The sequence below is a fragment of the Rathayibacter sp. PhB186 genome (assembly GCF_003751825.1).
In the GTDB taxonomy this organism is placed as follows: domain Bacteria; phylum Actinomycetota; class Actinomycetes; order Actinomycetales; family Microbacteriaceae; genus Rathayibacter; species Rathayibacter festucae.
The window spans coordinates 75,395-102,129 of the sequence record NZ_RJKO01000002.1 but is presented as its reverse complement, the minus strand read 5'-3'; the positions used below and the strand labels follow the sequence as shown (position 1 = coordinate 102,129).

The following is a 26,735-nucleotide window of genomic DNA, read 5'->3' as shown; positions in this document are numbered from 1 at the left end:
TCCTCGTGTCCAACCCCCTCGCTCCCGGCTCGCTCGACGGCAAGCGCGTCCTCGTCACCGGCTCCTCGCGCGGCATCGGCGCCGACACCGTCCGCTACTTCGCCGAGGCCGGCGCGAGCGTCGTCGTCAACTACCGCTCGAAGGCGCCGCGCGCGACGAAGCTCGTCGACCAGATCACCGCCGCGGGCGGCTCGGCCTTCGCGGTGGGCGCCGACCTCACCGACGCGGAGTCGCGGACCGCGCTGTTCGCGGAGATCGAGGAGAAGCTCGGCGGGCTCGACGTGCTCGTGCTGAACGCCTCCGGCGGCATGGAGAGCAACATGGGCGAGGACTACGCGATGGTCCTCAACCGCGACTCGCAGGTCGCCACGCTCGAGGCGGCGCTGCCGCTGCTCGGCGAGGGCTCGCGCATCGTCTTCGTCACCAGCCACCAGGCGCACTTCATCCGGACCACGCCGACCATGCCGGAGTACGAGCCGGTCGCGCTGTCCAAGCGCGCGGGCGAGGACGCCCTCCGCGAGCGGATCCCGGCGCTGACCGAGCGCGGTGTCGAGTTCGTGGTCGTCTCCGGCGACATGATCGAGGGCACCATCACCGCGACGCTGCTCGAGCGCTCGAACCCCGGGGCGATCAGCTCGCGTCGCGAATCGGCGGGCAAGCTCTACAACGTCGGCGAGTTCGCGGCCGAGGTCGCCCTCGCGGCGGTCGGGCCGATCCCCGCCGAGAACACCCGCCTCGTCGGCGACACGGCCGACTTCGCCTGACTCCGGCGCCTGAGGGGCGCGTCCGGCGTTGCAGGGCGGAGCCTCATCGGGTTCGGCACCGCCCTGCGGGACCAGGACGTCCTGATGCTGTTCGCAGCGGCGGCCGCGGCGGATTGGTCGGGATCCCCGAGCGGTCAGCGGGTCGCGGTCGTCCTCGGGTCGGTCACGAACCTGATCGCGGGGAGGCCGGCCAGCTCCGGCGACACGCAGGCGATGACCTCGGCGAAGTGGTCGACGGACCGCCGGCGGAGGAACGACCAGCACTTCAGCGAGGCGGGGCGGCGCTCCAGCGGCAGGTGCGCGGCCTCGACGAGGATCGCGGTGGGCGAGCGGTGCAGGATCCGGACCGGGACGTGGACGCTGCGGCCGTCGAGCATCCACTCCGACACGGCCCGCAGGCGGCCGCGCTGCTGATCGACGCCGATGGTGAGGACGCTCCGGAAGTCCTCCGAGGCGGCTCCCATGCCGATCTGGAAGTCGCCGTCGGTGCCGTCGAGGAGGAAGGCGACGTCGAGTCCGCTCCGGTGACGGACGGCGAAGGTCGTGAGCGGGCGCGCGCTCTCGGGCGTCGACGCCGGGGCGCCGGTCTCGCGGGAGCGCTGCTGCGCGACGTCCACGTCCATGGGGGCACTCGTTCCGTCGGTGCGCGTCATCCTCGACACGCCCTGCTGCGAGTTTAGAGGCGGGCGCCCAGCCGTGTCCTCCTCCGCACACTCCGGCCGAGGGGACCGCCGCTGCGGACGCCGGTCACTGCTTCCCGGTCAGGGTGGTCAGCAGGTCCTGGATGCTCGTCGTCTCGGCGGCCGGGTCGGGGCTGCCGGAGCGGACGGAGGAGAGGACGGGGTCGATCTGCTGGTCGACATACGTCCACGTCCGGCAGTTCGCAGCGCTGAGGGCGGGCTCCGCGTCGTCCCAGGCGGTCTCGAGGTCGGTGGCGCGGGCCTTCGCGGCGGCCTGGTCGCCGCTGGTGACGAGGGCGAGGGTGTCGGCGGTGATCGTCTGGAAGTTCTGCACGTCGGCGGTCGGGAAGTCCGCCTGAACCGACGCCTGTGCGTCGGCCGCGGAGTAGGTCCCTGATGCGTCGCAGGCCGGGGCTGCGCCTTCCGGTGCCGGAGTGGTGTGCGGCTGGCTGTTCGTGAAGGCGAGCAGACCGACGACAGCGACGGCGAGGACCGCGAACGCGACGAGCGAGCGTCGCTCCCGAGCGACGGGCGGGTTGTGGTGCTCCTGAGCGCCCTTGTCGACGTCGGCCTTGCTGAGGGAGAGGTACACGACCGTGGCGAGGATGGCGAGCAGGAAGATGATGCTGGTGACGAAGGTGCCCAGGCCCAGGCCCTGTTCGTCGGGGGAGAGGCCCAGCCAGTCGCCGATGTTGGCGCCGAGGGGACGGGTGAGGATGTAGGCGATCCAGAACGCGAGGACGGGGTTCGCTCCGTAGCGCCAGAGTCCGGTGACGATGGCGATCAGGGCGAGGGGCAGGAGGATCGAGACGCCGGGGCCCCAGCCGGTGAGTTCGAGGGTCCAGTCGCCGAGGGCGGTGCCGAGCGCGAAGGTGACGAGGACGGTGAGCCAGTAGAAGGCCTCGCGCGGGGTGGTGTCGATGCTGTGGATGGAGAGGGTGCGCTCCTTGGAGTACCAGACGCCGAACACGATCGCGAGGAGCACGGAGAAGACGAGGGAGCTGGCCCAGAGGGGGACGCCGAGCTGGTCGGTGAGGATGTCGGTGAGCAGGGTGCCGGTGACGCTCATGACGACGACGGTCAGCCAGTACGCGGCGGGCAGGTAGCGGCGCAGGCGCATCTGCACGATGAGCACGATCGCGGTGACGACGATGAAGATGGCGGCGGTGGCGAGAAGGCCGACGCCGAGGACCATGTTGATCCAGTCGGCGAAGCTCTCGCCGACGGTGGTGCAGAGGATCTTGATGATCCAGAACCAGATCGTGACCTCGGGGACCTTGCTGAGCAGCCGGTGCACCGGGAAGCGGGTCGTCGTCGTTGAAGTGTCCATGCCCGCAGAGTCCCAGCCGGGACGGGGGCGGCGGCTCGGGATGCGCCCTGCTGCGTTGTGTTTGCTCACAACAACCAGAAGCTCCCGAACGCGATCGGGTCGGCACCGAGCTGACAAGCCGAGGCTCTGTGGTTTCACAACGGATGCGGGGGAATCCTCTGCCGCCAGAGGCCGCGCGTTCGTAGCGTGGACTCCTTCGGCGCGCTCCGCGTCGAGAGACGAGGACGACACTGATGCCGAACCGGGAACCCGTGACAGACGGTGCGATCGCGTATCGGGCGGCGCGACGCTGGCCGCTGATCTCGGCCGGCCTCGCGGTGCTGCTCACCGGACTCCTGGCCGCGCTGATCTTCTACCGCGAGCACGACAAGCCGTTCGGGTTCGACACCGCGTGGATGAACGAGGTCATCGAGCACCGGTCGACGTTCTGGCTGGTGCCGTCGCTGGTGATGAACAGCCTCGGCGGCGGGATGGTCGGCACGGTCGTGGTCCCGCTCGTCGTGTTCGTGGCGCTGCTGGTCCGGCGGGGTCGGTGGGCGGCGACGTACTTCGCGATCGCCGCGCCGCTGAGTGGGCTGCTGGTGCAGATCCTCAAGAACGCGGTGGGGCGTCCGCGGCCGCTGGAGATCCTCGTGAGCGCCGACTTCGGCTCGTTCCCCTCCGGCCACAGCGCGAACGCCGCGACGACCGCGGTGGTCCTCGCGATCGTGTTCCCGCTGTGGTGGGTCCGCATCGCCGGCGCCGTGTACACGGTCGCGATGATGCTCAGCCGCACTTACCTCGGAGCGCACTGGATCTCCGACACCGTCGGCGGACTGCTGCTGGGCGCCGGAGTGGCGCTGATCGTCTGGGCGCCGCTCGCGGTCCGGCTGCACACCGAGCGGGTGTCGTCACCGCCGCCCCTCTGGCGGCGGGTCGCCCGACGGCGCGCCCTCGGCTGACGGCTCGTCAGGGCTGAGGCCTCGCGACGGCGCCGCGGAGGATCGTCAGGAGGACGACGGCGACGATCGACCCGGACGCGATCAGGCCCGCGAGCACGACGATCTGGAAGACGCCCGCCGCGACGGGCGAGAGTCCGCCGAAGACGGCGCCGATGAACGCGCCGGGCAGGACGACGAGACCGGTGGTCCTGGTCTGGTCGGTCAGCGGGACGAGCCCGGTCCAGGCCGCTTCCCGCGCCAGGCCGAGCGTGGCCTGCCGCGGCCGGGCGCCGAGAGCCAGCCAGCCCTCGACCTGATCCCAGCGGTCGGCGAGCGTCGCGGCCAGCGCTCGGCCGGTGACGGTGGCGACGGTCATCGCGCCGCCGAGGAGGATCCCGCCGACCGCGAGGACGTAGCGGCCGGTGAACGGGACGGCCCCGAGCCCGAAGACGATCCCGGCGCTCACCGCGACCCCGGCCGCCATCGCCGCGGTGACGGCGAGGACCGTGCGCCGGGTGCGTCCGAGGCGGCCGGACGCCGTGAGCACCGCGGCACCGAACATGACGGCCAGGAAGAGCAGGACCCAACGGAGGTCCGCGATGACTCCCGAGAGGATCACCGCGAGGACCGCGAGCTGAGCGCCTCCGCGGAGGATCGCCAGCGCCGGCCGGGCGAACGAGACGACTCCGAAGGCGCGGAGGGCGGCCACGGAGACTGCCGCGCAGATCGCGACCGCCGTGACCACGGCCGCCGGAGTCACCTGGTGGAGGGGCGTTCCTGGAGGACCCAGGTGTTGCCGTCGAGGTCGGTGAAGAAGACGAACGAGTTCCACTCCCCGCCGCGCCCTTCGAGGCGGACTCCGTCCTCGAAGTGCGTCACCGGGCTGACGTCCACCCCGCGCTCGGCGAGCTCGGTACGGGCGACGTCGATGTCGTCGACGACGAGCTGCAGCCCTTCGAGACGGTTGGTGCCGGTCTTGAGCTGGATGCTGCTGTGCGAGCCGGGCGGGGTGAGCTGCACGATGCGCATCTCGTCGCTGATCCGCACGTCGAGGTCGAGGTGGAACCCGACCTGGTCGGCGTAGAACGCTTTCGCTCGGTCGACGTCCTCGACGCTGACGGGGACGACTTCGAGATTCCACTGCACGGGACAGCCTTTCGTGAGGGTGACGGACGAGGTGGCGGGCGTCGCTGTCCAGTGTGTCCGGCAGGACCCCCGCCGGGCAATCGGGTCAGCTGGCCGCGATCGTGCCGGTGACCAGCAGCCCGGACAGGACGAGGGCGAGGGCGACGCGGTAAGCCACGAAGACACCGAAGCCGTGGCCCGAGACGTAGCGCAGCAGCCACGCGATCGACGCGTACGCGACCACGAAGGAGACGACGGTTGCGACGAGGGTCGGGATCCAGCCGATACTCGCGCTGACCTCGGACGCGGCGGTCGCCGCTTCGTAGGCGCCGGCGGCGGTGAGTGCGGGGATGGAGAGGTAGAACGCGAACTTCGTGGCGGTCACTCGATCGAGGCCGCGGAACAGGCCTCCGCTGATGGTCGCTCCGGACCTCGAGACGCCGGGGATCAGCGCGATGCACTGCACGAGGCCGATGATGACCGCGTCCTTCCGGGTGATCGCGCGGCGGTCCTTGGTCTGGGCGCCGACGCGTTCGGCGACGAGCATCACGATGCTCCAGCCGAGCAGTGCGGCGACGACCACCCACAGGTTCCGCAGGCCCCCGCTGATGAGGTCCTTCCCGAGGAACCCGATGATCCCGATCGGGATCGACCCGAGGATCACGTGCCAGGCGATCCGGTAGTTCGTCCGCTTGCGCTGCGTCGGGTGCCGCAGCCCGACGAACCATGCGACGGCGAGTTCGGCGATGTCCTTCCGGAAGTACAGGAGCACGGCGGCGATCGCGCCGACCTGGATGATCGCGGTGAACGCGGTCACCCCGAGGTCGTCGACCTTCAGGCCCATCAGCTTCTCGGCGATGGTGAGGTGCCCGGTGCTGGAGACCGGGAGGAACTCGGTCAGCCCCTCGATGATGCCGAGGATGATCGCCTGGAGGATGTCCATCGGGTCCGTTCCGGTCGGAGAGGAGTCGCGGGGGATCCCGCGAGCGCTTCCGAGAGTAGGGATCGTGACGGCCGTGCTCGGCCGGAATCCGGGTCGCTGTGTGCATCTTCAACGACCCCGGCGAACACCCCAGCATCCGATGCCGCACGCTCCTCGAGCATGACGGGATGACGCATCTCGCCGCCCCGCGCCGAACACCGCCCCTTCGACCTCGCGGCAGTATTCTCGCCGGACGGTACGTCGCCTCGACGGTGCCCGAGGCCACGGCGCTGTTCTGGATCCTCAAGGTGCTGACCACCGGGATGGGCGAGACGGCGTCGGACTTCCTGGCGACCGCGTTCGATCCGGTGCTCGTGGTCGGCGTGACCGGGCTCGCGTTCCTCGCGGCCCTCGCGCTGCAGTTCGCGGTCCGCCGGTACATCCCGTGGGTCTACTGGCTGGCCGTGCTGATGGTGAGTGTCTTCGGCACGATGGCGGCCGACGTGCTGCACGTGGTCGCCGGTATCCCGTACCTCGTCTCGACTCTCGGGTTCGTGGTGGCTCTCGCGGTGGTCTTCGCCGTGTGGTGGCGGGTGGAGCGGACGATGTCGATCCACTCGATCACGACGCCGCGCCGAGCCCTGTTTTACTGGCTCGCCGTCTCGGGGACCTTCGCGCTCGGCACGGCCGCCGGGGATCTGACCGCGTCGACGCTCGGGTTCGGCTACTTGCCCTCCGCCGTCCTGTTCGCGGTGATCATCACAGTGCCGGCGCTCGCGCACCGGTTCGCGGGGATGAACGCGGTCCTCGCGTTCTGGTTCGCCTACGTCGTCACCCGTCCGCTCGGGGCGTCCGTGTGCGACTGGCTCGCCGACCCCGAGAGCCGCAGCGGACTCGGGCTGGGCACCGGCCCGGTCACGCTCGCAGCCCTGGCGGTGTTCCTCCTCCTGGTCGCTGTGATCGCTCTCGGACGGAGACCGCGCGCCGGCACGTCGGCGCTCTGACGCGCGGACCGGCCGCCTCAGCCGGCGACCGGGCCGAGGTGGCGGGCGAAGAACCGGGTCGCGTCCTCGGCCGCGAAGTGCGGGACGCCGGTGTGGCCGCCGGTGTTCGCGGAGAGGGTCTTCTCGGGGGAGGCGAAGGCGTCGAAGAGAGCCAGGGCTGCTGCTCGGTCGTTTCCCTCGTCGTCCCACTGCAGGAGGACGTGGAGCGGGACGGTGACCCGCCGCGCCTCCTCCATCGTGATGCGGGGCACGTAGCTCCCGGCGAAGAGCCCGGCCGCAGCGATGCGCGGATCGAGGGCAGCGAGGCGGGTGCCGACGGCGATCACGCCGCCCGAGAATCCGACCTTCCCCGCGATCTCGGGACGACCGAGAACCTCGTCGAGGGTCGTCTGCCACTCCGGTACCGCCCGATCGACGAGGGGGAGGATCAGCCGGTCGACGACGTCCGTCCCCGGCAGGCGGCCGCTGGAGAGTGCCCGGCGGAGGTCTGCTCGAGCCTGTTCGGCGCCGGGCAGCGGGGTGCGGTCGCCGGCCCCGGGCATCTCGATCGCGACGGTGGCGAAGCCGTGGCCCGCGGCGTCGAGTGCTCGCGCGAGGAGTCGGGGACGCATGCGCCGCATCCCGAGCCCGCCGGGCTGGCCGAGGAGGATCAGCGGGACGGGCGCGGTGGCGGAGGCGGCGGGCGGCGTCCAGAGGATGCCGGAGAAGTCGGTGAGGGTGAACTCGCGCTCGAGGACACCCTCGTCGAGGGTGCGTGCGGTGAGGATGTGCATGGTCGTGCCTTTCGGGAGTGCTGCTCGGAGGCGGCGCTCCCGGACGATCTATCGCCCGACCGTGACTCCTCGGAGGAGCACCCACGCCGATCCGTTCACGGGTACCACCTCCTGCGTTCCTGCACGGAAGGCAGACGATATCAGCGCCGGGTCGAACGCTGCGAGCAGAGACCCGACGCGCGGGATCGAGGGTCTCCTTCTCGCGTCGCGGTCCAGCAGTGCTCAGGCGTCGCGGCGGGCGCGGTTCTTCTGCCGCCAGTAGGTGAGCGCGATGCCGGCGAGGCTGATCACGACGATGCCGACGAGGACGATGTCGATGTACTTCCCGACGAAGTCCGCGACGCCGGGGATCTGCCCGAGGAAGAAGCCGAGCAGGATGACGCCGGTGGACCAGACGGCCGCGCCGAGGGCGTTGAAGCCGACGAAGTGGGCGTAGTGCATCTTCCCGACGCCCGCGGCGACGGGGGCGAAGGTGCGCACGACCGGGACGAAGCGGGCGATGGTGACGGCCCAGCCGCCGAAGCGGTCGAAGAACGACTGGGTGCGGGCGACGCTCGAGCGGCTGAACAGCCCGCTGTCCTTGCGCTCGAAGATCCGCGGGCCGGTCTCGCGGCCGATGACGAACCCGAGCTGATCGCCCAGGAACGCGGAAGCCGCGACCATCAGGATCACCAGCGGCACCGGGAGGGAGATCACCCCGGTCGCGACGAAGACACCGGTGAAGAAGAGGAGGGTGTCGCCGGGGAGGAAGAACCCGATCAGCAGGCCCGTCTCGACGAACGCGATCAGGCAGACCAGGGCGATCGCCCAGGGGCCGGCACCGTCGAGGAGGGATTGGGGGTCGATCATCGGGTCTCCTTGCGAGAGGTCGGGTCGGGGCGGATCGTGGGGAGGCGGATCTCGACCCCGAGGCCGTGCGGGGCGAGGTTGCGGATCGTGAACTGTCCGCCGGCGGCCCGGCTGAGCCCGGCGACGATGGCGAGGCCCAGGCCGGCGCCGCCCTCCCGGGAGCGGGCGGCGTCCGGGCGGGTGAAGCGGTCGGTCGCGACGGCGAGGAACGCGTCGGGGACGCCCGGGCCGTCGTCGTCGACGGAGAGGACGATCTCGTCGGCGCGCTCGACGAGGGTCGCGGTGACGCTGCCGCCGTCGGGCGTCGCGGTGACGGCGTTCGCGAGCAGGTTGTCCAGGATCCGGCCGAAGTCGGTCGGGGAGACCGGGTAGCGGGCTGCGGTGATCGAGGCGGGGGCGACGAAGTCGATCGCGAGATCCCGGTCGCGGGCGAGCATCCGGGCGCGGTCGACGCTGTCGGCGACCTCCTCGCGCAGGGCCGCCGAGGAGGCGTCGCCGGCGACGGTGCCGGCGTCGATCCTGGAGAGGATCAGCAGCCCGTCGGTCAGGGACTGGAGGCGGTCGATCGAGCGGCGCGCGTCGACGACGTCGGCGTAGAGCGCCGCCGGATCGTCGCGGACGCGCTCGGCGAGTTCGAGGCGGGTGCGCAGGGCAGCGAGGGGGGTCCGCAGCTCGTGACTCGCATCGGCGACGAGCCGCCGCTCCCGGTCCGCGGACTCCCGCAGATCCTCGATCAGCGCGTTCAGCGTCGCGGCGAGGTCGGAGAGCTCGTCGCGGGCCGGCCCGACGGGGAGCAGCTCGGTGGAGCGGCCACGGCGCAGCCGGTCGGCGATGGCGCGCATCCGGCCGACGGGGCGCAGGGCGAGGCCGACCAGGGCCCAGGACGTGGCGGTGAACGCGACGAACAGGATCGCCAGGGCGATCAGCAGGGTGGTGCTGACGCCGCCGACGACCGCCTCGGCGGTGTCGCGGCTCTCCTCGATCAGCGCCTGCGACGCTCCCGAGCGGACCAGCTCGATCGTGGAGGCGTCGAGGATGTGATCGAGCTGCTCGCGCACGACGATCGCGACGATCCCGAAGAACAGCATCGCGACCAGCAGGCTCGACACCGTGATCCGCACGCGGATCGACAGCGACCGCCAGCTCACGGCTTCACTCCGAGGCGGTAGCCCGCACCGCGCCGGGTGACGATCTCGACCGACGCCCCGCCGGCCGCGAGCTTGCGGCGGAGGTAGCTGATGTACTGCTCCGCGATGTTGTGGTCGACGAACTCCGCGGAGCCCCAGACCTCGAGCAGGATCTCCTCCCGCGGCACGAACTCGCCGGCCCGCGCCGCGAGCGCGCGGAGCACCCCGAACTCCTTCGGGCTCAACGGCAGCACGGACCCGTCGACGGAGGCGGTATGCGTGTACGGATCCACCCGGAGATCGCCGAGCACGACCGGGGCGCGGTTCGTCAGGCGCTCGCGGCGGATCATCGCCCGCAGGCGGGCGGAGAGCTCCTCGAAGTGGAACGGCTTCGCGAGGTAGTCGTCGGCGCCGGCATCGAGGCCGAAGACCCGGTCCTGCAGCGCGTCGCGGGCGGTGAGCATGATCACCGGGAGCGTGGCGCCGGTCGCGCGCAGGTGCCGGCAGATCTCGAAGCCGCTCATGCCGGGAAGCATCACGTCCAGGACGGCCGCCGCGTACTCGGTGCCGCGCGCCGCGTTCAGCGCACCGACGCCGTCGGGGAACAGGTCGACGTCGTAGCCGTCGCCGGTGAGACCTCGCACGAGGAGCTCCCCCATCTCGACGTCGTCTTCCACGACCAGCACCGCGTCACGCATCAGGGCCTCCCACGGTCATGGTCGCACCGGCGACGGGCGGGAGTCGGCCGGATCCGCGGAGATATGGACGTTCTCAGCGGCGGACGCAGGACGTGCAGGAAACCCCGGGGCGGGCCTGCGCGGGTGCTGCGGCCCAGGTCCTTGCCGGGGTGGATCTCGATGCGCCCGCTTCGCGGGCTGCTCGATCAGCATGGGAATGCGCGCGCCGGCCGGTCCGGTCAGCAGCAGGTGCAGGAGGGGCTGTTCTCGGCGGTGAGGGCGGCGACCGGCTGCTTGCAGGCGTCGCCGCGCCAGGCCTCGAGGCCCTCGCGGACGGCGAAGGCGGCGATGACGAGTCCGGCGACCGGGTCGGCCCAGGTCCAGCCGAGGGTGCTGGTGAGCAGCAGGCCGACGAGGACGGCGGCGGAGAGGTAGGAGCAGAGCAGGGTCTGCTTCGAGTCGGCCACGGCGGAGGCGGAGCCGAGCTCCTGGCCGGTGCGCCGCTCGAACAGCGAGAAGGCCGGCATCACGAGCAGGCTCACCGCCGCGAGCACGATGCCGACGGGGGAGTGCTGCGCCTCGGAGAAGCCGAGCAGGGCGCGGGCGGAGTCGAGCGCGACGAAGGCGGCCAGGCCGAAGAAGGACAGGGCGATCACCCGCAGCGCCGTGCGCTCGCGGGCGTGCGGATCGCGGCCGGAGAACTGCCAGGCCACGGCGGCCGCCGAGAGCACCTCGACGACGGAGTCGAGTCCGAAGCCGACGAGCGCTGCGGAGGACGCGACCGTCCCGGCCGCGAGGGCGACGATCGCCTCGACGACGTTGTAGCCGATGGTCGCCGCGACGATCCAGCGGATGCGCCGCTGCAGGACGAGGCGGCGGGCCGGGGCGAGCGGGGCGCGGAGCGGGAGGGCGCTCATGCGCAGTGGCAGTCCGCGCCGGAGCAGCAGTCCGGATCGACCACGAGGACCAGGCGCAGCAGGTCGTCGAGCGCGCCGGCCAGGCGGGTCTCGGCCAGGCGGTACCAGGTGTAGCGGCCGTCCTTGACGGCCTCGACGAGTCCGCAGCCGCGCAGGCAGGCGAGCTGGTTCGACATCACCTGCCGGGACACGCCGAGCGCGTCCGCCAGATCGGAGGGGACGGCCGGCGCCTCGCGCAGTGCGAGCAGGATCCGCGCCCGGGTCTCGTCCGCGAGAGCGGAGCCCAGGCGCGCGAGGGCGGCGGAGTGGGTCACGGTGACGGTGTCGGGCATGCGGCGACGATACACGGACTGCTGTATCGAGCGCGAGGCCCGGGGCGGGCCGGAGGAGCGGGCCGACGGTGGGGGGCGCAGGTGCGTGACGCCTGCGCCCACCAGGTCCTACTCGAAGAGCGAGAGGGTCAGCGAGCCGGAGTAGTCGCCGGCGGCGACGTCGGGCTCGGTGCTCAGGACGAGGTCGGCGGACGCGGTCCACGCGCCCTCCTCCGCGACCGCGCCGGAGTCGAGGGCCAGGGCGAGCAGCTCCTGATCGACGAGGCCGACGGCGTCCTCGCCCTCGTCCAGGACCGTGTCGACCGGATCGCCCTCGGTGACGAGACCGGAGTCGCCGCCGTCGAGCAGGCGCGGGGTCCAGCCGAGGTGGTCGGCTCCGATCGGCTCCTGGCCGTCGGGCGCGGTGAAGGCGGACGCGGAGCCGAGCACGTACCAGCCGGCTCCGGCGGGGATCTCCTCCGGGCTCCGCGTGTCGGTGACGGTCACCGTCGGCAGGGCGCCGGTGAACCGGCGGACGAGCTCGGTCGAGCCGTCCTCGGTCAGGGCGGTCGAGCCGGCGGCGACGGTCATCGCGAGCACCCCGGGCGCGGTGGGCTCGGCGATCGAGACGCCGATGTCGACGCTCCGGTCGTCGAGGACGTCGTCGGCGGCGGCCGCGGAGGCGACGGCGGTCAGCAGCAGGGCGCCTGCGGCGACGGCCGCGCAGCGGGCGGCGAGGGCGGGTCTTCTCATGGCGGGGTCTCCTCGGGTCGGGCGGGTCACTTGCAGGTGGTGGCGGAGTACGGGGCGCGCACGGTCGTGGTCGCGGGGGCGCCGTCGACCGTGGCGGTCGCGACGACCTCGACCGCTCCGGCGGGGATCGAGACCGCACGGGTGCTGAACGCGTGCGAGGTGGTCCGGCCCGGGGCGAGCGGAGCGAAGGTCTTCGTCCCGAAGGCCGAGGCGGCCGTCAGCGCGACGGGCACCGCGTCGTCGTTGCGCGCCTGGACGGTGACGACGGCCCTGCCGGCGAGGCAGCGGGTCGACGCGGTGGCCGTGACGGCGACCGCGGGAACGGCGGCCTGGGTGAGGGCGACCTGGTCGAGCGTCCAGAAGGCGCTGTTCTGGCCGGTGTAGCGGAACCGGAACTCGGCGGTGCGGGCGCCGGCCGGGACGTCGATCCGGAGCGTCTCGTTCGCGTTCGTGGTCGCGGTGTAGTTCTTCACCACGACGGGGGCGGCGCCGTCGAAGGAGACCGAGACGACGGCGCTCTGCGGTCCGTCGATGACGTAGTCGGTGGCGTAGGAGAGGGTCGCGGTGGCGCTGCCGTTCACGGGGTACGCCGGGCTGATCAGGGTGGAGTCGAACTGCCCCGCGGTGTGCGTCCTGTCGTCCCACTCGTCGGAGTCCGCGACGGCGAAGACGTCGCGGGCGCGGACGTTGGTCTCGCGCTTCTGGCCGGGCTCGACGCTGGTGAAGAACGAGTCGGTCGCGAAGGACCAGCCCGACCACTCCCGCACGCCTCCGGCGGGCATCGCCGAGTCGTCGATCCGCCAGCCCTGGGGGGCGGTGCGGGTCCAGCCGAGCAGCCCGGCCGCCGGTCGCGTCTCGTCGAGGCGCGGCTGCAGGGCGGGCCGCAGGGTGTCGAAGGCGTCGGTCGACGGCGTGCCGAGGGCGATGCCGTCGAGGGTCCAGGCGGGGTCGTTCGCGAGGCCGTTGACGGCGAGGACGGTGGGGGCGATGTCGACGATCTTCACGTCGTTCCGCGTGGAGCCCGCGGCGATGCTGGGGCCGGACGCGATGACGAAGACCTTCCGCTCGGCGAGGCTGTTCCCGCCGTGCCCGCCGGTGGGGGTGTGGCCGTGGTCCGCGGTGACCAGGATCGTCCACTGCTCGCTCGCGTAGCTCGGGCGGGCGCGGACGGCGGCGATCATCTCGCCCAGCTGGGCGTCGGCGCGGGCGAGGGCCGTGGCGTAGGCGGCCCCGTTCGTGCCGACCGAGTGCCCGGCGCCGTCGACCTCGTCGAGGTGGACGAAGGTGTTGTCGGGGTTGCCGTTCGCCAGGTAGTCGACGGCGGTGGCGGTGGTCTGCGCGTCGCCGCCGCCGGTGCGGCGGACGTCGACGGCCGAGCCGAAGATCGTCTCGGCGACGGGGGACCAGGTGGCGACGACCAGGCTCGAGCGGGAGGGGTCGGCGGCCTCGATGCGGCTGAGGTAGTCCGGGTACTGCCCGAAGCGCGGGGCGGTGAACGCGTTGTCGACGACGCCGTGCTTGTCGGGCCAGGCGCCCGTGGCGATGGTCGACCAGCCGGGCCCGGACACGGTGCCGGACATCGGCGCGGCGTAGAGGTTCGAGCTCGAGGTGAGTCCCTCGGCGCGGAGGGAGTCGAGCGCGGGCATGTCGGCCGCGTCGAGCTGGTCGAAGGAGGCGCCGTCGATGCCGACGACGAGGGTCTTCGCGGTGCGGGTACCGGAGGGCAGGCCGTTGTAGGTGGTGCCGGCGGCGAAGGCGGACGGCGCGGCGAGCAGCAGGCCGCCGATCACCGCCGAGACGCAGACGGCGCCGAGGGCGCGGAGGGGCAGGGACATCGACGACTCCAGGAGGGGTGAGGTGGAGCGCGGAGGCGACCGCGCGCCGCCAGACTGCCCACGTCTGTACCTATCTGGAAGCCGATGGCGAGGATATGAAGACACGTTCAGCGGCTGTTCACCCCGGGCGCGGCGGGCGGGACGGGCGCGGACGAGGCCGGGTGAACGATTCCGCGACGGCGACGAGGGGCCTCCGCCCGTGCGGTACCGTCGTCCCGATAGCGCCTAGGGTTCCGGGACGACACGTCGTCCGGCTGGTTCGAGCGGCGCCACGGATCTCTGCCATCGGAGTCCGTCATCTCAAGGGACAGAAGCCTGGAGGACCGCTGCGGCGCGCGTCGGCGCGCGCGGAAAGGTCCCGAACATGTCTGCCTTCGTCCTCGCCCTCGTGCTGACCGCGGCGCTCTGCCATGCGGCGTGGAACGTCGTCGCGCACCGGGTCAGCGGCATCGGGCTGCCCTTCCTCTGGTGGGGGGCGGTCGCGAGCACGCTGGTGTGGGGACCGCTCGTCCCCTTCACGGGAGGGCTCGGCTCGGGCGACGATCTGCCGCGCGGGCTGCTGCTCGGCGCGGGCGTCTCGGGGCTGCTGCACGTCGGCTACATGGTCGTGCTGCAGGCGGGCTACGCCCGGGGCCGGCTGTCGACGGTCTACGCGACCGCCCGGGGGACGGGTCCCGCGCTCAGCGCCGGGCTGGCGGTGCTGCTGCTCGGGGAGCGGATCTCGCCGGTGGCGGTGCTCGGCGTCACCGTCGTGGTGACCGGGGTGATCGCCACCGGGCTGATCGACCGGCCGACCGCGCAGGCCCCCTCGGGGCGCCGCCTCGTCGACCCGGGCATCCTCTTCGGTGTCCTCACCGGCGTCGCGATCGCGGTGTACACGATCTGGGACGCGCACGCCCTCCGGACCTGGGGGCTGTCGCCGGTGGCGTTCATGGTCGGCTGCACGCTGGTCGAGATCGTGGTCTACCTCGTGCCGCTGCGCCGGCGGCGGGCGGAGCTGCTGCCCGTCCTCCGGCAGCACTGGCCGCGGGTTCTGGCGTTCGGGGTGCTCTCGCCGCTCTCCTACATCCTGGTGCTGCAGGCGGTGACGCTCGCGCCGGTCGCCCTGGTCGCGCCGATGCGCGAGATGAGCGTGGTCCTGGTGTCGCTCTTCGGCGCGCTGGTGCTCCGCGAGGGCTCGGCGGTGCGGCGGATCGCGGCCTCGCTGGTGGTGGCCGGCGGGATCGTGCTGCTCTCGGTCTGAGGGCGCGGAGCGGAGGCCGGGGCGCGGGTCAGGGCCGGACGGCGCGGATCAGAGACCGACGGGGCGGATGAAGTGGGCGCCGTCGCGGCGCCGGCCGGTCGCCGAGACGGTGAAGCGGACGATGTCGCTGCGGTAGCGGTCGTCCGAGGCCTCGAAGGTCCGGCCGTCGGCGTCGCGGGTGATGCGGCGCAGGCGGAGCACGGGGGAGCCGGGTGCGAGCTCGAGCAGCTGCGCGTCGGTCTCATCCGCTGCCACCGCGTCGATCTCGTGGTCGACCTCGGCCGACTTCCAGCCGCGCGAGTCGAGGAACTCGGTGATCGAGACCGTGTCGAGGTCGACGTCGAAGAGGTTGCGGCCGGCCGGCTCGATGAAGGTCAGCCGCTCGAGCATCGTCGGCCGGTCGTCCAGCGAGCGCAGCCGGAGGACGTCGACGACGAGCTCGCCCGGCTCGATGCCGAGCAGGGCGGCCTGGTCGGCGTCCGAGCGCCGGAGCGAGACCTGCTGGGTGAGCGCCCCGGGCCGCGCGCCCATCGTCCGCGCCCAGCGGGTGAAGGGGATCGAGACGTCGACGGCCTGCTGGGCCTTGCGCTCGATGACCCGGCTCGGGCGACCGCGGGTGGTCTCGATCAGTCCCTCGCTGCGCAGCGCCGCCAGGGCGTTGCGGATCGGGCCGCGCGACGTCTTCCACTTCGCGGCGAGCTCGCCCTCGGTCGGGACCTCGTCGCCGGGGGCCAGCAGGCCGCTCGCGATCGACTGACGCAGGTCGTCGGCGATCGCCTTGTACATCACATCAGCCACGTAGGCACCTTACTGGGCGGAGGGGCGTTTCTGAGCGGAGCGCCACCGGCCCCGCCGCCGAATCGGGTGACGCGGGCTACGCCCGCGCGAGATGGGTGAACACGTCGTGAACAGTGGCGAGATAGGTACATACGTAGGCACCCGGTGCGGCAGAGTTCCAGTCGTCCCCCTCGACGCCCTCCGCCCGAAAGGCCATCATGCAGACCCGTGCCCGCCTGACCCCCTTCTCCCGATCGGCCCTCACCGCGCTGGCCGCCGCCGGCGCCCTCGCGCTCCTGGCCGGCTGCTCCGGCACCGCGTCGGCCGGCTCGACCGCCGCCGGCGACGCCGAGGGCGGCTTCGCCGTCGACTCGAGCACCCTCGTCTTCGGCGTCGTCCCCGACTCCGTCGACACCGAGACCAACTACCAGCCGCTGATGGACTACATCGCGCAGGAGACCGGCAAGACCGTCGAGTACCACGAGTCGACCGACTACGCGGCGCTGATCGAGGCGGCCATCGCCGGGCAGATCGACGTCGCCAGCTTCTCCGGCTTCACCTACGTCACCGCCACCAACAACGGCGCCGAGCTCACCCCGATCTCCTCGATCGTGACCTCCGAGGGGCAGGAGCCCGGCTACTACTCCGAGGCCATCGTGCCCAACGGCAGCGACATCGCCTCGATCGCCGACATGAAGGGCAAGAAGGTCTGCTTCGTCGACCCGTCCTCCACCTCCGGCTACCTCTTCCCGAGCTACAACCTGATCGAGGCGGGCCTGGACCCCGAGACCGACATCACGCCGGTGTTCGCCGGCAAGCACGACGTGTCGGTGCAGAAGGTCGGTGAGAACGTCGAGTGCGAGGCCGGCTTCGCGGAGGACAGCGAGGTCGAGAAGTCCGACGCCGTCACCGTGATCGAGCGGACCATGGTCCCCGGCGCGCCGATCGTCGAGTCGGACGCCCTCCCGGACGACCTGAAGCAGCAGCTGAAGGACATCCTCTCCGACGTCACCATCGACGACATCATCGCCGCGGGCGTCGAGTCGGCCGACAGCGACGGCTTCCGCAGCGTCTTCTACGAGACCAAGCCGGTCGACGACGCGTACTACGACCAGATCCGCGAGATCTGCGAGGCGACCGACGCCACGCAGTGCCAGGCCTGACCCGGCGACCCGCCGTCGAGGCCTGAACCGACCGACCCGACCTGGAGACTCCGATGACGACTTCCTCCCCTCCCGCGGCCGACGCCGTGGTCGAGATCACCGACCTCACCAAGCGCTTCGGCGCGACGACCGCGCTCGACGCGGTGTCGCTCACCGTGCGCCGCGGGGAGATCGTCGTCCTGCTCGGGCTCTCCGGGTCGGGCAAGTCCACCCTGCTGCGCCACGTCGACGCCCTCGAGGCGCCGACGAGCGGCGCGGTCCGCGTGCTCGGCGAGGACGTGCCCGCGCTGCGGGGCGGTCGGCTGCGCACGCTCCGCGGGAAGGTGGGCTTCATCTTCCAGCAGTTCGAGCTCGTGCCGTCGCTGACGGTGCTCGAGAACGTGCTGACCGGGGCGCTCGCGGAGCTGCGTGGCCCCAGGCTGGGCCTCTGGAGCTACCCGAAGGCGAAGAAGCTGCGCGCGCTGCAGCACCTCGAGCGGGTCGGCCTGCTCGAGCGCGCCTACCAGCGCGCCGACACCCTCTCGGGCGGGCAGCAGCAGCGCGTCGCGATCGCGCGCGCCCTGATGCAGAACCCCTCGATCCTGCTGGCGGACGAGCCCGTCGCCTCCCTCGACCCCGAGTCGAGCGACCAGGTCATGGGCCTGATCCGCGAGATCGCCGCGGAGGAGGGGCTCACCGTGCTCTGCAGCCTGCACCAGGTCGACCTCGCCATCTCCTGGGCCGACCGGATCGTCGGCCTCCGGCACGGCGCGGTCGTCCTCGACACTCCCGCGGCGGGGCTGTCCAAGGCCGAGGTCATGGAGATCTACGGCCGCGTCGCCACCACGACCTCGGAGCTCGAGGCCGTGCAGAACGAGCTGCTCACGCCGGAGACCACCCGATGACGGCCGTCCTGCCGCCGCGCACCGCGCGCCGCCCGGACCCGGCCGTCGCCGCGCGCGCTCCGCGGCCGCACCGCTCCCCGGAGCGGATCGCCGCGGTCCTGACCCTGCTCGCCCTCGCGGGGCTCGCCGTCGCCGCCCTGGTCGAGGTCGACATCTCGGTGCCGCGGATGCTGCAGTCGCTCTCGAACGCCGAGCGCTTCCTCGGCCGGGTCGGCGCGATCAGCTTCCCCGAGCCGGCCGAGCTGCTCGCCCTCACCACGCAGACCCTCGGCCTGGTGCTCACGGGCACGCTGCTCGCGGCGGTGCTGTCAGTGCCGCTGGCGTACCTCGCGGCGGCCAACACCACGCCCGGCCACGCGGCCCGGGGTGTCGCGCGCTTCCTCGGCGTGCTGGCCCGCGCGATCCCGGACGTCGTCCTCGCGATGGTCTTCGTGCTGATGTTCTCGCTCGGCTCGCTGCCCGGCATCCTCGCGATCGGCCTGCACTCCGTCGGCATGATCTCGAAGCTGTTCGCCGACGCGATCGAGCAGATCGACGAGGGACCGCGCCTCGCGATCCGCGCCGCCGGCGGCACGAGGCTGCAGGAGTTCACCTCGGGCGTGCTGCCCCAGGTGCTGCCGTCCTGGGTCGCGACGGTGCTGCACCGCAACGACATCAATCTGCGCGGCTCCGTGATCCTCGGCTACGTCGGCGTCGCGGGTCTCGGCCTCGAGATGTCCTACGCGTTCAAGTCGCTGCAGTACGGACGGGGCATCGGCATCGCGCTGGTGATCTTCGCGCTCTGCGTGGCGATGGAGATCGTCTCGAGCTCGGTGCGCGCGGCGATGCTCGGCCGCGGCACCTCCGGCTCCGGTGCGTCGGGCTCCGGCCCGGTCGGCGCGCTGGCGCGCCGGTTCCGCGGCGACCGCGCGAGCGGCACCGCGGGGCGACCGGTCACCACGATGCCGCGGTCGACCCCGGAGTCGGCCCTGCGCCGGCCGTGGACGCCGACGCGCCTGCGCAACGCCCTCGCCGGTGTCGTCACGGCCCTCGTGATCGTCGCGGGCGTCGTCGTCAGCGACATCACCTGGAGTGACGCGCTCACCTTCTGGGGCCGCGTCCCCGCCGTCGCGGCGCAGTTCTGGCCGCCGTCGTTCGGCAGCTACGACGCCGGCACGATGGTCGAGGCCATGCGCGAGACGATCGCCATCGCTCTCGCGGCGGCGCTGCTCACCGTCGTCGCGTCGGTGCTGATCGGCTCGCTCGCCGCCCGCAACATCGCCCCGACCCGCGGCGCCCGCAGCGGCTTCCGGCTGCTGCTGGTCGCGGTCCGCGGCGTGCCCGAGCTGATCCTCGCCATCCTGCTGATCGTCGTCTCGGGGCTCGGCACCCAGGCCGGCACGATCGCCCTCGCGGTCGGCGGGGTCGGGCTGCTCGGCAAGCTGATCGCCGACTCGCTGGAGGAGGTCGACTCCGGACCGGAGCGCGCCCTCGTCGCGACCGGCGCCACCCGGCTGCAGGTCTACGCCGGAGCGACGCTGCCCCAGGGGGCGCGCGCGATGCTCGGCCACATCTTCTACCTGCTCGACACCAACATCCGCGCGGCGACCCTGCTGGGCATCGTCGGCGGCGGCGGGATCGGCTACTACCTGCTGAACGCCGCGCAGGGCTCGAACTACGCGACCGTGACCGCGATCGTCCTGATGATCCTGGTGACCGTGCTCGTCGTCGAGGGCCTGGCGATGTGGCTGCGGAAGGTGCTCCGATGAGCGCCCGGTACGACGTCGCCGTCGTCGGCTCCGGGATCGTCGGTCTCGGCGCGGCCTACGCCGCCGTCCGCCGGGGGCTGAGTGTCGTGGTGCTCGATCGCACCGCCGCGCCGATGGGCTCGACCGTCCGCAACTTCGGTCACCTCTGCTTCACCCCGCAGGCGGGCGAGGCGCTGCGCTACGGGCTCGCGGCCCGGGAGGCGTGGCTGCGGCTCTCGCGGGATGCGGGCTTCGCGCTCGGCCGCCGCGGCACGCACATCGTCGCGCGCCACGCCGACGAGCTCGCGCTGCTGGAGTCGGCGGCCGCGCAGGCGCCGTTCGGCTTCGGCGACGGCCCCGAGATCGAGCTGCTCGACGCGCGGCAGACCGCGGCGGTGACCCCGGTCGACCCCGCGGTCGTCGTCGGGGGAGCGGTGCTGCCCTACGACCTGCAGGCGGATCCGCGCACGGCCGCGGCCGCGATCGTCCGGCACCTCGCCGAGCTCGGCGTCGAGTTCCGGATGCGCACGGCCGTGGGGCGGGTCGCCGAGGGCGTCGTGGAGACCAGCAGGGGCGCGATCCTCACCGACACGATCGTCGTCGCGGTCAACCACGACCTCGATCAGCTCCTCCCCGAGCTCGCCGAGGCGCACGACGTCGTCCGCTGCTCCCTCGACATGCTCCGCGTGGAGCTGCCGCTGCGCGCTCTGCTGGCCGCGCCGCTGCTGACGGGCTGGTCGCTCGTGCGCTACAGCGGCTTCGCGCGGCTGCCCGAGGCCGCCGCGGTGCGGGCCCGCCTGCACGCCGAGCGGCCGGACCTCGCGGCGATCGATCTCAACCAGATGTACACGCAGCTGCCCGACGGGAGCGTCGTCGTCGGCGACTCCCACCACCGCTCGATCACGCCGGAGCCGTTCCAGTCCGAGGCGACCGCGGAGCTCCTCCTCGAGGAGACCGCCCGCCTGTTCGGGGCGGCGCCGCGGGTGCTGGAGCGCTGGCAGGGCGTCTACGCCAGCGGGCGCGACGAGTTCCTCGTCGCCGAGCCGATCCCGGGCGTCCTCGTGCGCACCGTCACCACGGGCATCGGCATGACCACCGGGCTCGGTCTCGCCGAGACCACCCTCGCGGACCGCTTCGACAGCACCGCATCCCTCCTCGTCTCCTCGGAAGGCCGCTGATGACCAGCACGATCCCCGCTCCCGCTCCCCTCGGCACCGCCGGTCCCGGCCCGGCCCTCGCCGGCATCGAGCTCGTCGTGCTCGACATGGCGGGCACCACCGTCACCGACGACGGGGTCGTCGAGCAGGCGTTCCAGCGCGCGGCCGAGCGCACCGGCGTCGCCGACCGCCTGCCGTGGGCCGAGGCGCTCGACTACGTGCGCGAGACGATGGGGCAGTCGAAGATCGACGTGTTCACGCACCTCGCCGGGGGCGACGTCGCCGCCGCGGAGCGGGCGACCGCCGCGTTCGAGGACGCCTACGCCGAGCTGATCCTCGAGGGCGCCGCCGCGCCGATCCCCGGTGCCGAGGAGCTGCTGCGCGAGCTGCGCGCCGCGGGGGTCGCCGTGGCGCTGACCACCGGCTTCGCTCCCGTCACCCGCGACGCGATCCTCGACGCGCTCGGCTGGCGCGACCTCGTCGGGATCGCCCTCTCGCCGGCCGACGCCGGCCGGGGCCGCCCCGCGCCCGACCTCGTCCTGACCGCCGCTCTGCGCGCGCGGGTCAGCGCGATGAGCGCCGTCGCGGTGGTCGGCGACACGGCCAGCGACGTCCTCTCGGGACTGCGCGCCGGTGCCGGACTCGTCGTGGGCGTGCTGAGCGGAGCGCACGACCGCGACCGTCTGAGCGCGGCCGGCGCGCACGCCGTGATCGAGGACGTCACCGCGCTGCGCACGCTCTCGCTGCGATGAGGACGGCGAGCGCGCCGCCGCGCATCGATCCGGAATCGCGGCGCGTCGAGCTGCGGCCCTCCGCCACCGCGATGGTCTGGCTGGCGCCCGACCGCCCGCACGAGGCGGTCGCGTTCGTCACGGTCCGGCTCGCGCCCGGCGACGTGCTGGTCGAGATCGAGCTGGCGACGATCTGCGGCTCGGACGTGCACACGGTGCACGGCGACCGGAGTGCTCCCGCGCCGCTCGTCCTCGGGCACGAGCAGCTCGGGCGCGTCGTCGAGCTCGGCACCGGCGGGCCCCGCGCGCTCGACGGCTCGCTCCTCGCCGTCGGCGACCGCGTGCTGTGGTCGATCGCCGCGAGCTGCGGATCCTGCGACCGCTGCGCGGGCGGGCTGCCGCAGAAGTGCCGGTCGCTGCGCAAGTACGGCCACGAGCGGATGAGCGACGCCTGGGCGCTGTCCGGCGGCTTCGCGACCCAGGCGCACGTCGTCTCGGGCACGCCGATCATCCGGCTGCCCGAGGACGTGCCGGCCGCCGTCCTGGCGCCCGCGTCCTGCGGGACCGCCACGGCCTGGGCCGCGCTCGCCGCCGCCGAGGCCGTCCGTCCGCTCGCCGGGGCCGACGTGCTGATCAGCGGCGCGGGCCTGATCGGGCTCACCGCGGCGGCGATGGCGACGGACCGCGGTGCTGTCGTCACCCTCGTCGAGCCGGATCCCGCTCGCCGGGCGCTCGCCGAGCGCTTCGGCGCCCGAGCGCGGCGACCGGAGGAGAAGGGCGGCGAGTTCGACGTGGTCCTCGAGGCGTCCGGCGCGCGGGCGGCCGTCGGCTCGGCGCTCGCCCGTGCCGCGGTCGGCGGCGTGGTCGTCCTGGTCGGCAGCGTCTTCCCGACCGAGCCGGTGCCGCTGGATCCGGAGCGCGTGGTGCGCGGGCTGCTGACCGTGCGGGGCGTGCACAACTACACGCCCGAGCACCTCGCCGCGGCCTCGGCGTACCTCGTCGACCGCTGGCAGGCGTGGCCGTTCGCCGGCCTGGTCGGCGAGACGGTGGCGCTGGCGGATCTCGACGAGGGGATCCGGCGCGCCTCGGGCGGTGGGGTCCGCGTGGGCGTCTCGCCGATCGCGCCGCACTGACACCGCCGCACTGACACCGCCGCGCGTGCTCAGCCGGAGTCCGGGCCGTCGCCGGGGACGAAGCGGTAGCCCATCCCCGATTCGGTGAGCAGGTAGCGGGGGCGGGCCGGCTCGGGCTCGAGCTTCTTCCGCAGCTGGGCGAGGTAGAGGCGGAGGTAGCCGGTGTCCGTGCTGTGGCTCGGTCCCCAGATCTCGTGCAGGAGGGTCTGCCGGGTGACGAGCCGGCCGGGGTTCCGGACGAGCAGCTCCAGCACCCGCCACTCGGTGGGGGTGAGCCGGACCGCGATCGGGCCGTCGCGGGTTCGCCGGGTGACGGCCCGCGCGGTGAGGTCGACGACGTGGTCGCCGAGGGCGACCAGCGAGCCGGTCTCCTGCGTGCCGAGCCGCCGGGTGAGGGCGCGGAGGCGGGCGAGCAGCTCGTCCATCGCGAAGGGCTTGGTGACGTAGTCGTCGGCGCCCGCGTCGAGGGCGTCGATCGTGTCGGCGGCGCCGGTGCGCCCGGAGACGACGAGGATCGGCGCGGTGCTCCAGCCGCGCAGTCCGCGGATCACGTCGAGGCCGTCGAGCCCGGGCAGGCCGAGGTCGAGCACGACGAGGTCGGGACGCCGCTCGGCGGCGAGCGCGAGGGCGCTGGTGCCGTTCTCGGCCGTGACGACCTCGTAGCCGCGGGCGCCGAGGGTGATCCGGAGGGCGCGCAGCAGCTGCGCGTCGTCGTCGGCGAGGAGGACCCTCATCGGTGTCCCTCCCGGGGCATCGGTGTGGGCGTCGGTGCGGGTGCGGGTGCGGTCGGCGGCGGCGCGAGCGGGAGGGTGACGACCATGGTCAGCCCGCCGCCGGGGGTGTCCTCGGTGTCGAGGGTGCCGCCCATCCCCTCGGTGAAGCCCTTGGACAGGGCGAGGCCGAGGCCGAGGCCGGTGGTGTTGTCGGTGTCGCCGAGCCGCTGGAACGGGACGAAGACGTCGGCCCGGCGCTCGGGGGCGATTCCCGGTCCGTGGTCGGCGACCCGGATCTGGAGCGTGCCGGCGAAGCCGCTGGTCGAGATCCGCACGCGCCGGTCGGCCGGGGAGTGGCGGACGGCGTTGGCGAGCAGGTTCACCACCACGCGCTGGAGCAGGCCCGCGTCGGCGAGCGCCGGCGGCAGGTCGAGGTCGAGATCGAGGTCGAGCTCCGCCGGTCCGAGGCCGAGCTCGTCGATCGCGGGGAGGACGACGTCCGACGGGTCGACGGGCGCCAGGGAGACCGCGAGCACCCCGGCCTGCAGCCGGGTGACGTCGAGGAGGTTCGTGACGAGGTCCGCGAGGGTGCCGAGGCTCTCGTCGGCGGTGGCGAGCAGCTCCGCGCGGTCCGCGGCGCTCCAGGCGATGTCGGTGGAGCGCAGTCCGCTGATCGCGGCGGTCGCGGCGGCGAGCGGCCGGCGCAGATCGTGGCTGACGGCCGAGAGCAGGGCGCTGCGCACCCGGTCGGTCTCGGCGAGGGGGGCGAGGCCGCTCGCCGTCTCGCTGAGGTCCTCGTGCTCCAGGGCGGCGTCGAGCTGCGCGACGACGACGGAGAGCAGGCGCCTCTCGCCCGCGCCGACGGGGCGGCCGTGCAGCTCGAGGACGGCGGTGCGGCCGACGGGGACGGTCTCGTGCTCGCCGCCGGGCTCGCCGTCGGCGCCGACGAGCTCGGAGCCGCGGAGCAGGCGGACGCCGGTCAGCCCGAAGGCCTCGCGGGCGCGCTCGAGGATCGCCTGCAGGGCGTCCTGGCCGCGGATGACGCCGCCGGCGATGGTGGCGAGCAGCTCGGCCTCGGCGCCGGCCCGGCGGGCGGTGCGGGCGCGGCGGGCGGCGCGGTCCACGACGGCGCTGACCAGGATCGCGTTGGCGATGTAGAGCAGGAGGGCGAGGGCGTGCAGCGGTTCGTCGACGGTGACGGTGTAGAGCGGGTCGACGAAGAAGAAGTCGAGGGTGAGCCCGGACAGCACGGCGGCGAACAGTGCCGGACCGAGGCCGCCGGCGAGCGCGACCAGGACGACGAGGACCTGGTAGGCGAGGACGTCGCTGGTGATCGACTCGTCGCTGCGGAAGGCGGCGAGCAGCCAGGTGAGCAGCGGCCCGCCGACGAGGGCGAGCAGCAGGCCGAGGACGCGCCGCTTCAGCGTCAGCGCTCCGCCGAGCCGGGGCAGCGCGGGGGAGCGGCCCGCCGAGGCGTGTGTGACGATGTGGACGTCGATCGTCCCGGACTCGCGGATGACCGTCGCGCCGATGCCGGGGCCGGTGAGCGCGGCGGCGAGCCGGCTCCTGCGGCTGACGCCGAGGACGAGCTGGGTGGCGTTGACGGAGCGGGCGAACTCGACGAGGGCGCGGGGCACGTCCTCGCCGACGATCTGGTGGTAGCTGCCGCCGAGGGTGTCGACGAGGGCGCGCTGCTCGGCGAGCACCTCCGGGCGGGCGGCGCGCAGGCCGTCCTGGCTGGTGACGTGCACGGCGAGCAGCTCGCCGCCGGAGGAGCGGGCGGCGATGCGGGCGCCGCGGCGCAGCAGGGTCTCGCCCTCGGGTCCGCCGGTGAGGGTGACGACGACGCGCTCGCGCGCCTCCCAGGTGCTGTCGATGCCGTGCTCGACGCGGTAGCCGTTCAGCGCCGAGTCGACCTCGTCGGCGAGCCAGAGCAGCGCGAGCTCGCGCAGCGCCGTGAGGTTGCCGAGCCGGAAGTAGTTCGACAGGGCGGCGTCGATCCGCTCGGACGGGTAGACGCGGCCGGCCGCGAGCCGGTCGCGGAGGGCCTGCGGGGCGAGGTCGACGACCTCGATCTGGTCGGCGCCGCGCAGGATCGCGTCGGGGATCGTCTCGCGCTGCGGGACTCCGGTGATCTGCTGGACGACGTCGTTGAGCGATTCGATGTGCTGGATGTTGACGGTGGAGACGACGTCGATCCCGGCGTCCAGGAGGGTCCGGACGTCCTGCCAGCGCTTCTCGTGGGCCGAGCCGGGCGCGTTGGTGTGCGCGAGCTCGTCGACGAGGGCGATCCCGGGGCGCCGGGCGAGGACGGCGTCGAGGTCCAGCTCGTCGAGCCGCACGCCGCGGTGCTCGAGGGCGGTCCGCGGGACGACCTCGAGCCCGGTGACCATCGCGGCGGTGGCGGCGCGGCCGTGGGTCTCGACGAAGGCGACGACGACGTCGCGGCCCTCGCTCCGCAGGCGCCGGCCCTCCTCGAGCATCTCGTAGGTCTTGCCGACGCCCGGGGCGGCGCCCAGCAGCACCCGGAGCCGCCCCGTCCTCATCGCCGCCTCAGCTCGCCTGCGCCGCGAGGGCGAGGTTGAGCTCGAGGACGTTCACGGTCTCGTCGCCGAGGAACCCGAGGTCGCGCCCCTGGGTGTGCTCGGCGACGAGGGCGCGGACGTCCTCCTCGGTGAGCCCGCGGGCGGCGGCGACGCGGGCCACCTGGATCGCGGCGTAGGCCGGGCTGATCTGCGGGTCCAGTCCCGAGGCGGAGGCGGTGAGGGCGTCGGCGGGGACGGCGGCCGGGTCGACGCCGTCGAACGCGGCGATCGCGGCGCGGCGCTCCTCGATCGCGGCGATGAGGTCCTCGTTCTCGGGGCCGAGGTTGGAGCCGCTGGAGGCGCTCGCGTCGTAGCCGTCGCCCGCGGCGGAGGGCCGGGACTGGAACCACTCGGGCAGCGGGTTCCCGTCGGCGTCGGTGAAGGACTGGCCGATGAGGCTGGAGCCGACGGTCTCGCCGTTCTCGGTGAGCAGGGAGCCGTTCGCCTGGCGGGCGAAGGCGACCTGGCCGAGGCCGGTGATCGCGAGGGGGTAGAGGACGCCGAGGGCGACGGTGAGCACGAGGAGGGCGCGGAGGGCGACTCCGTACTGCCGGAGCCCGGTGCGGGGGGTGGTCATGGGATGGTCTGCTTCCTGCTGAGGAGTGCTGGGAGTGCTGGGAGTGCTGGGGGTGCTG

At 73.2% G+C, this 26,735-nt stretch carries 27 protein-coding genes; 10 read left to right on the top strand and 17 right to left on the bottom strand.

Annotated elements, in window-relative coordinates; all coding sequences use genetic code 11:
- The first annotated feature begins 5 nt into the window (after positions 1 to 5).
- Positions 6 to 764, top strand: a complete 759-nt coding sequence (locus tag EDF45_RS08170; RefSeq protein WP_123735743.1) for an SDR family oxidoreductase — start codon at positions 6 to 8, stop codon at positions 762 to 764.
- A gap of 134 nt (positions 765 to 898) precedes the next feature.
- Here the strand turns inward: EDF45_RS08170 and EDF45_RS08165 are convergent, their stop codons facing one another.
- A complete protein-coding gene (locus EDF45_RS08165; protein ID WP_123735742.1) occupies positions 899 to 1,387 on the bottom strand; it encodes a hypothetical protein in 489 nt (162 codons plus the stop codon).
- Positions 1,388 to 1,511: 124 nt separating this feature from the next.
- The gene (locus EDF45_RS08160; protein ID WP_123735741.1) at positions 1,512 to 2,774 is read right to left on the bottom strand and encodes a hypothetical protein; all 1,263 of its coding nucleotides are present in this window, start codon (positions 2,772 to 2,774) and stop codon (positions 1,512 to 1,514) included.
- A 251-nt stretch (positions 2,775 to 3,025) separates the two neighbouring features.
- Here EDF45_RS08160 and EDF45_RS08155 point away from each other — a divergent pair, with 251 nt between their 5' ends.
- Positions 3,026 to 3,715, top strand: a complete 690-nt coding sequence (locus EDF45_RS08155; RefSeq protein ID WP_260312364.1) for a phosphatase PAP2 family protein — start codon at positions 3,026 to 3,028, stop codon at positions 3,713 to 3,715.
- A gap of 7 nt (positions 3,716 to 3,722) precedes the next feature.
- Here the strand turns inward: EDF45_RS08155 and EDF45_RS08150 are convergent, their stop codons facing one another.
- From EDF45_RS08150 to EDF45_RS08140, 3 genes are all read right to left on the bottom strand, one after another.
- On the bottom strand, positions 3,723 to 4,439 hold the full coding sequence (locus EDF45_RS08150; protein ID WP_260312154.1) for an ABC transporter permease: 717 nt from the start codon (positions 4,437 to 4,439) through the stop codon (positions 3,723 to 3,725).
- Positions 4,440 to 4,450: 11 nt separating this feature from the next.
- A complete protein-coding gene (locus EDF45_RS08145) occupies positions 4,451 to 4,840 on the bottom strand; it encodes a VOC family protein (RefSeq protein WP_123735739.1) in 390 nt (129 codons plus the stop codon).
- A gap of 85 nt (positions 4,841 to 4,925) precedes the next feature.
- A complete protein-coding gene (locus EDF45_RS08140; protein ID WP_123735738.1) occupies positions 4,926 to 5,762 on the bottom strand; it encodes an undecaprenyl-diphosphate phosphatase in 837 nt (278 codons plus the stop codon).
- 167 nt (positions 5,763 to 5,929) lie between these two features.
- Between EDF45_RS08140 and EDF45_RS08135 the strand changes: the two genes are divergently transcribed.
- Positions 5,930 to 6,745, top strand: coding sequence for a hypothetical protein (locus EDF45_RS08135; RefSeq protein ID WP_123735737.1), 816 nt, complete (start codon positions 5,930 to 5,932; stop codon positions 6,743 to 6,745).
- A 17-nt stretch (positions 6,746 to 6,762) separates the two neighbouring features.
- Here EDF45_RS08135 and EDF45_RS08130 read toward each other — a convergent pair whose 3' ends face one another.
- From EDF45_RS08130 to EDF45_RS08095, 8 genes are all read right to left on the bottom strand, one after another.
- Positions 6,763 to 7,518: an alpha/beta hydrolase gene (locus EDF45_RS08130; protein ID WP_123735736.1), complete on the bottom strand. Its 756-nt coding sequence runs from the start codon at positions 7,516 to 7,518 to the stop codon at positions 6,763 to 6,765.
- 222 nt (positions 7,519 to 7,740) lie between these two features.
- On the bottom strand, positions 7,741 to 8,367 hold the full coding sequence (locus EDF45_RS08125; RefSeq protein WP_123735735.1) for a DedA family protein: 627 nt from the start codon (positions 8,365 to 8,367) through the stop codon (positions 7,741 to 7,743).
- Positions 8,364 to 9,515: a HAMP domain-containing sensor histidine kinase gene (locus EDF45_RS08120; protein ID WP_123735734.1), complete on the bottom strand. Its 1,152-nt coding sequence runs from the start codon at positions 9,513 to 9,515 to the stop codon at positions 8,364 to 8,366. Before EDF45_RS08120 ends, EDF45_RS08125 begins: the two co-directional genes overlap by 4 nt.
- Entirely contained in the window at positions 9,512 to 10,192 is a 681-nt protein-coding gene (locus EDF45_RS08115) for a response regulator transcription factor (RefSeq protein ID WP_123735733.1), read from the bottom strand. Before EDF45_RS08115 ends, EDF45_RS08120 begins: the two co-directional genes overlap by 4 nt.
- A 218-nt stretch (positions 10,193 to 10,410) precedes the next feature.
- A complete protein-coding gene (locus EDF45_RS08110; protein WP_123735732.1) occupies positions 10,411 to 11,088 on the bottom strand; it encodes a cation diffusion facilitator family transporter in 678 nt (225 codons plus the stop codon).
- Positions 11,085 to 11,420, bottom strand: a complete 336-nt coding sequence (locus EDF45_RS08105; protein ID WP_123446343.1) for a helix-turn-helix transcriptional regulator — start codon at positions 11,418 to 11,420, stop codon at positions 11,085 to 11,087. Before EDF45_RS08105 ends, EDF45_RS08110 begins: the two co-directional genes overlap by 4 nt.
- 108 nt (positions 11,421 to 11,528) lie before the next feature.
- On the bottom strand, positions 11,529 to 12,152 hold the full coding sequence (locus EDF45_RS08100; protein ID WP_123735731.1) for a hypothetical protein: 624 nt from the start codon (positions 12,150 to 12,152) through the stop codon (positions 11,529 to 11,531).
- A 26-nt stretch (positions 12,153 to 12,178) separates the two neighbouring features.
- Positions 12,179 to 13,987 (bottom strand): alkaline phosphatase family protein, encoded by a 1,809-nt coding sequence (locus EDF45_RS08095; protein ID WP_123735730.1) that lies wholly within the window; start codon positions 13,985 to 13,987, stop codon positions 12,179 to 12,181.
- A gap of 364 nt (positions 13,988 to 14,351) precedes the next feature.
- Here EDF45_RS08095 and EDF45_RS08090 point away from each other — a divergent pair, with 364 nt between their 5' ends.
- Positions 14,352 to 15,230 carry an EamA family transporter gene (locus EDF45_RS08090; protein WP_123735729.1) on the top strand — a complete coding sequence of 293 codons (879 nt, stop codon included), beginning with the start codon at positions 14,352 to 14,354 and terminating at the stop codon, positions 15,228 to 15,230.
- A gap of 48 nt (positions 15,231 to 15,278) precedes the next feature.
- Here the strand turns inward: EDF45_RS08090 and EDF45_RS08085 are convergent, their stop codons facing one another.
- The gene (locus EDF45_RS08085; RefSeq protein ID WP_260312017.1) at positions 15,279 to 16,028 is read right to left on the bottom strand and encodes a GntR family transcriptional regulator; all 750 of its coding nucleotides are present in this window, start codon (positions 16,026 to 16,028) and stop codon (positions 15,279 to 15,281) included.
- Positions 16,029 to 16,225: 197 nt separating this feature from the next.
- Between EDF45_RS08085 and EDF45_RS08080 the strand changes: the two genes are divergently transcribed.
- From EDF45_RS08080 to EDF45_RS08055, 6 genes are read left to right on the top strand one after another with little or no spacing between them, the layout of a single operon-like run.
- A complete protein-coding gene (locus EDF45_RS08080) occupies positions 16,226 to 17,170 on the top strand; it encodes a phosphate/phosphite/phosphonate ABC transporter substrate-binding protein (protein ID WP_123704162.1) in 945 nt (314 codons plus the stop codon).
- A gap of 53 nt (positions 17,171 to 17,223) precedes the next feature.
- The gene (gene phnC, locus EDF45_RS08075) at positions 17,224 to 18,054 is read left to right on the top strand and encodes a phosphonate ABC transporter ATP-binding protein (protein ID WP_123735727.1); all 831 of its coding nucleotides are present in this window, start codon (positions 17,224 to 17,226) and stop codon (positions 18,052 to 18,054) included.
- Positions 18,051 to 19,802 (top strand): ABC transporter permease, encoded by a 1,752-nt coding sequence (locus EDF45_RS08070; RefSeq protein ID WP_123735726.1) that lies wholly within the window; start codon positions 18,051 to 18,053, stop codon positions 19,800 to 19,802. The genes phnC and EDF45_RS08070 overlap by 4 nt, the downstream gene beginning before the upstream one ends.
- Positions 19,799 to 20,959 (top strand): TIGR03364 family FAD-dependent oxidoreductase, encoded by a 1,161-nt coding sequence (locus EDF45_RS08065; protein ID WP_123735725.1) that lies wholly within the window; start codon positions 19,799 to 19,801, stop codon positions 20,957 to 20,959. The genes EDF45_RS08070 and EDF45_RS08065 overlap by 4 nt, the downstream gene beginning before the upstream one ends.
- A complete protein-coding gene (locus EDF45_RS08060) occupies positions 20,959 to 21,690 on the top strand; it encodes an HAD-IA family hydrolase (protein WP_123735724.1) in 732 nt (243 codons plus the stop codon). The genes EDF45_RS08065 and EDF45_RS08060 overlap by 1 nt, the downstream gene beginning before the upstream one ends.
- Positions 21,687 to 22,802 (top strand): alcohol dehydrogenase catalytic domain-containing protein, encoded by a 1,116-nt coding sequence (locus EDF45_RS08055; protein WP_123735723.1) that lies wholly within the window; start codon positions 21,687 to 21,689, stop codon positions 22,800 to 22,802. The genes EDF45_RS08060 and EDF45_RS08055 overlap by 4 nt, the downstream gene beginning before the upstream one ends.
- 29 nt (positions 22,803 to 22,831) lie before the next feature.
- Here the strand turns inward: EDF45_RS08055 and EDF45_RS08050 are convergent, their stop codons facing one another.
- The 3 genes from EDF45_RS08050 to kdpC are packed head-to-tail and all read right to left on the bottom strand — an operon-like array spanning position 22,832 to position 26,677.
- The gene (locus tag EDF45_RS08050) at positions 22,832 to 23,536 is read right to left on the bottom strand and encodes a response regulator (RefSeq protein WP_123735722.1); all 705 of its coding nucleotides are present in this window, start codon (positions 23,534 to 23,536) and stop codon (positions 22,832 to 22,834) included.
- Complete coding sequence (locus EDF45_RS08045) at positions 23,533 to 26,061, bottom strand: ATP-binding protein (RefSeq protein WP_123735721.1); 2,529 nt, start codon at positions 26,059 to 26,061, stop codon at positions 23,533 to 23,535. Before EDF45_RS08045 ends, EDF45_RS08050 begins: the two co-directional genes overlap by 4 nt.
- A 7-nt stretch (positions 26,062 to 26,068) precedes the next feature.
- Positions 26,069 to 26,677 (bottom strand): potassium-transporting ATPase subunit KdpC, encoded by a 609-nt coding sequence (gene kdpC / locus EDF45_RS08040; protein WP_123735720.1) that lies wholly within the window; start codon positions 26,675 to 26,677, stop codon positions 26,069 to 26,071.
- Positions 26,678 to 26,735: the final 58 nt, after the last annotated feature.

Coding starts and splice junctions, on each gene's coding strand:
- EDF45_RS08165 (WP_123735742.1), bottom strand. CDS start 1,387: ATGGACGTGGACGTCGCGCAGCAGCGCTCCCGCGAGACCGGCGCCCCG.
- EDF45_RS08160 (WP_123735741.1), bottom strand. CDS start 2,774: ATGGACACTTCAACGACGACGACCCGCTTCCCGGTGCACCGGCTGCTC.
- EDF45_RS08140 (WP_123735738.1), bottom strand. CDS start 5,762: ATGGACATCCTCCAGGCGATCATCCTCGGCATCATCGAGGGGCTGACC.
- EDF45_RS08135 (WP_123735737.1), top strand. CDS start 5,930: ATGACGCATCTCGCCGCCCCGCGCCGAACACCGCCCCTTCGACCTCGC.
- EDF45_RS08130 (WP_123735736.1), bottom strand. CDS start 7,518: ATGCACATCCTCACCGCACGCACCCTCGACGAGGGTGTCCTCGAGCGC.
- EDF45_RS08125 (WP_123735735.1), bottom strand. CDS start 8,367: ATGATCGACCCCCAATCCCTCCTCGACGGTGCCGGCCCCTGGGCGATC.
- EDF45_RS08115 (WP_123735733.1), bottom strand. CDS start 10,192: ATGCGTGACGCGGTGCTGGTCGTGGAAGACGACGTCGAGATGGGGGAG.
- EDF45_RS08110 (WP_123735732.1), bottom strand. CDS start 11,088: ATGAGCGCCCTCCCGCTCCGCGCCCCGCTCGCCCCGGCCCGCCGCCTC.
- EDF45_RS08105 (WP_123446343.1), bottom strand. CDS start 11,420: ATGCCCGACACCGTCACCGTGACCCACTCCGCCGCCCTCGCGCGCCTG.
- EDF45_RS08100 (WP_123735731.1), bottom strand. CDS start 12,152: ATGAGAAGACCCGCCCTCGCCGCCCGCTGCGCGGCCGTCGCCGCAGGC.
- EDF45_RS08095 (WP_123735730.1), bottom strand. CDS start 13,987: ATGTCCCTGCCCCTCCGCGCCCTCGGCGCCGTCTGCGTCTCGGCGGTG.
- EDF45_RS08090 (WP_123735729.1), top strand. CDS start 14,352: ATGTCTGCCTTCGTCCTCGCCCTCGTGCTGACCGCGGCGCTCTGCCAT.
- EDF45_RS08080 (WP_123704162.1), top strand. CDS start 16,226: ATGCAGACCCGTGCCCGCCTGACCCCCTTCTCCCGATCGGCCCTCACC.
- phnC (WP_123735727.1), top strand. CDS start 17,224: ATGACGACTTCCTCCCCTCCCGCGGCCGACGCCGTGGTCGAGATCACC.
- EDF45_RS08070 (WP_123735726.1), top strand. CDS start 18,051: ATGACGGCCGTCCTGCCGCCGCGCACCGCGCGCCGCCCGGACCCGGCC.
- EDF45_RS08065 (WP_123735725.1), top strand. CDS start 19,799: ATGAGCGCCCGGTACGACGTCGCCGTCGTCGGCTCCGGGATCGTCGGT.
- EDF45_RS08060 (WP_123735724.1), top strand. CDS start 20,959: ATGACCAGCACGATCCCCGCTCCCGCTCCCCTCGGCACCGCCGGTCCC.
- EDF45_RS08055 (WP_123735723.1), top strand. CDS start 21,687: ATGAGGACGGCGAGCGCGCCGCCGCGCATCGATCCGGAATCGCGGCGC.
- EDF45_RS08050 (WP_123735722.1), bottom strand. CDS start 23,536: ATGAGGGTCCTCCTCGCCGACGACGACGCGCAGCTGCTGCGCGCCCTC.
- EDF45_RS08045 (WP_123735721.1), bottom strand. CDS start 26,061: ATGAGGACGGGGCGGCTCCGGGTGCTGCTGGGCGCCGCCCCGGGCGTC.
- kdpC (WP_123735720.1), bottom strand. CDS start 26,677: ATGACCACCCCCCGCACCGGGCTCCGGCAGTACGGAGTCGCCCTCCGC.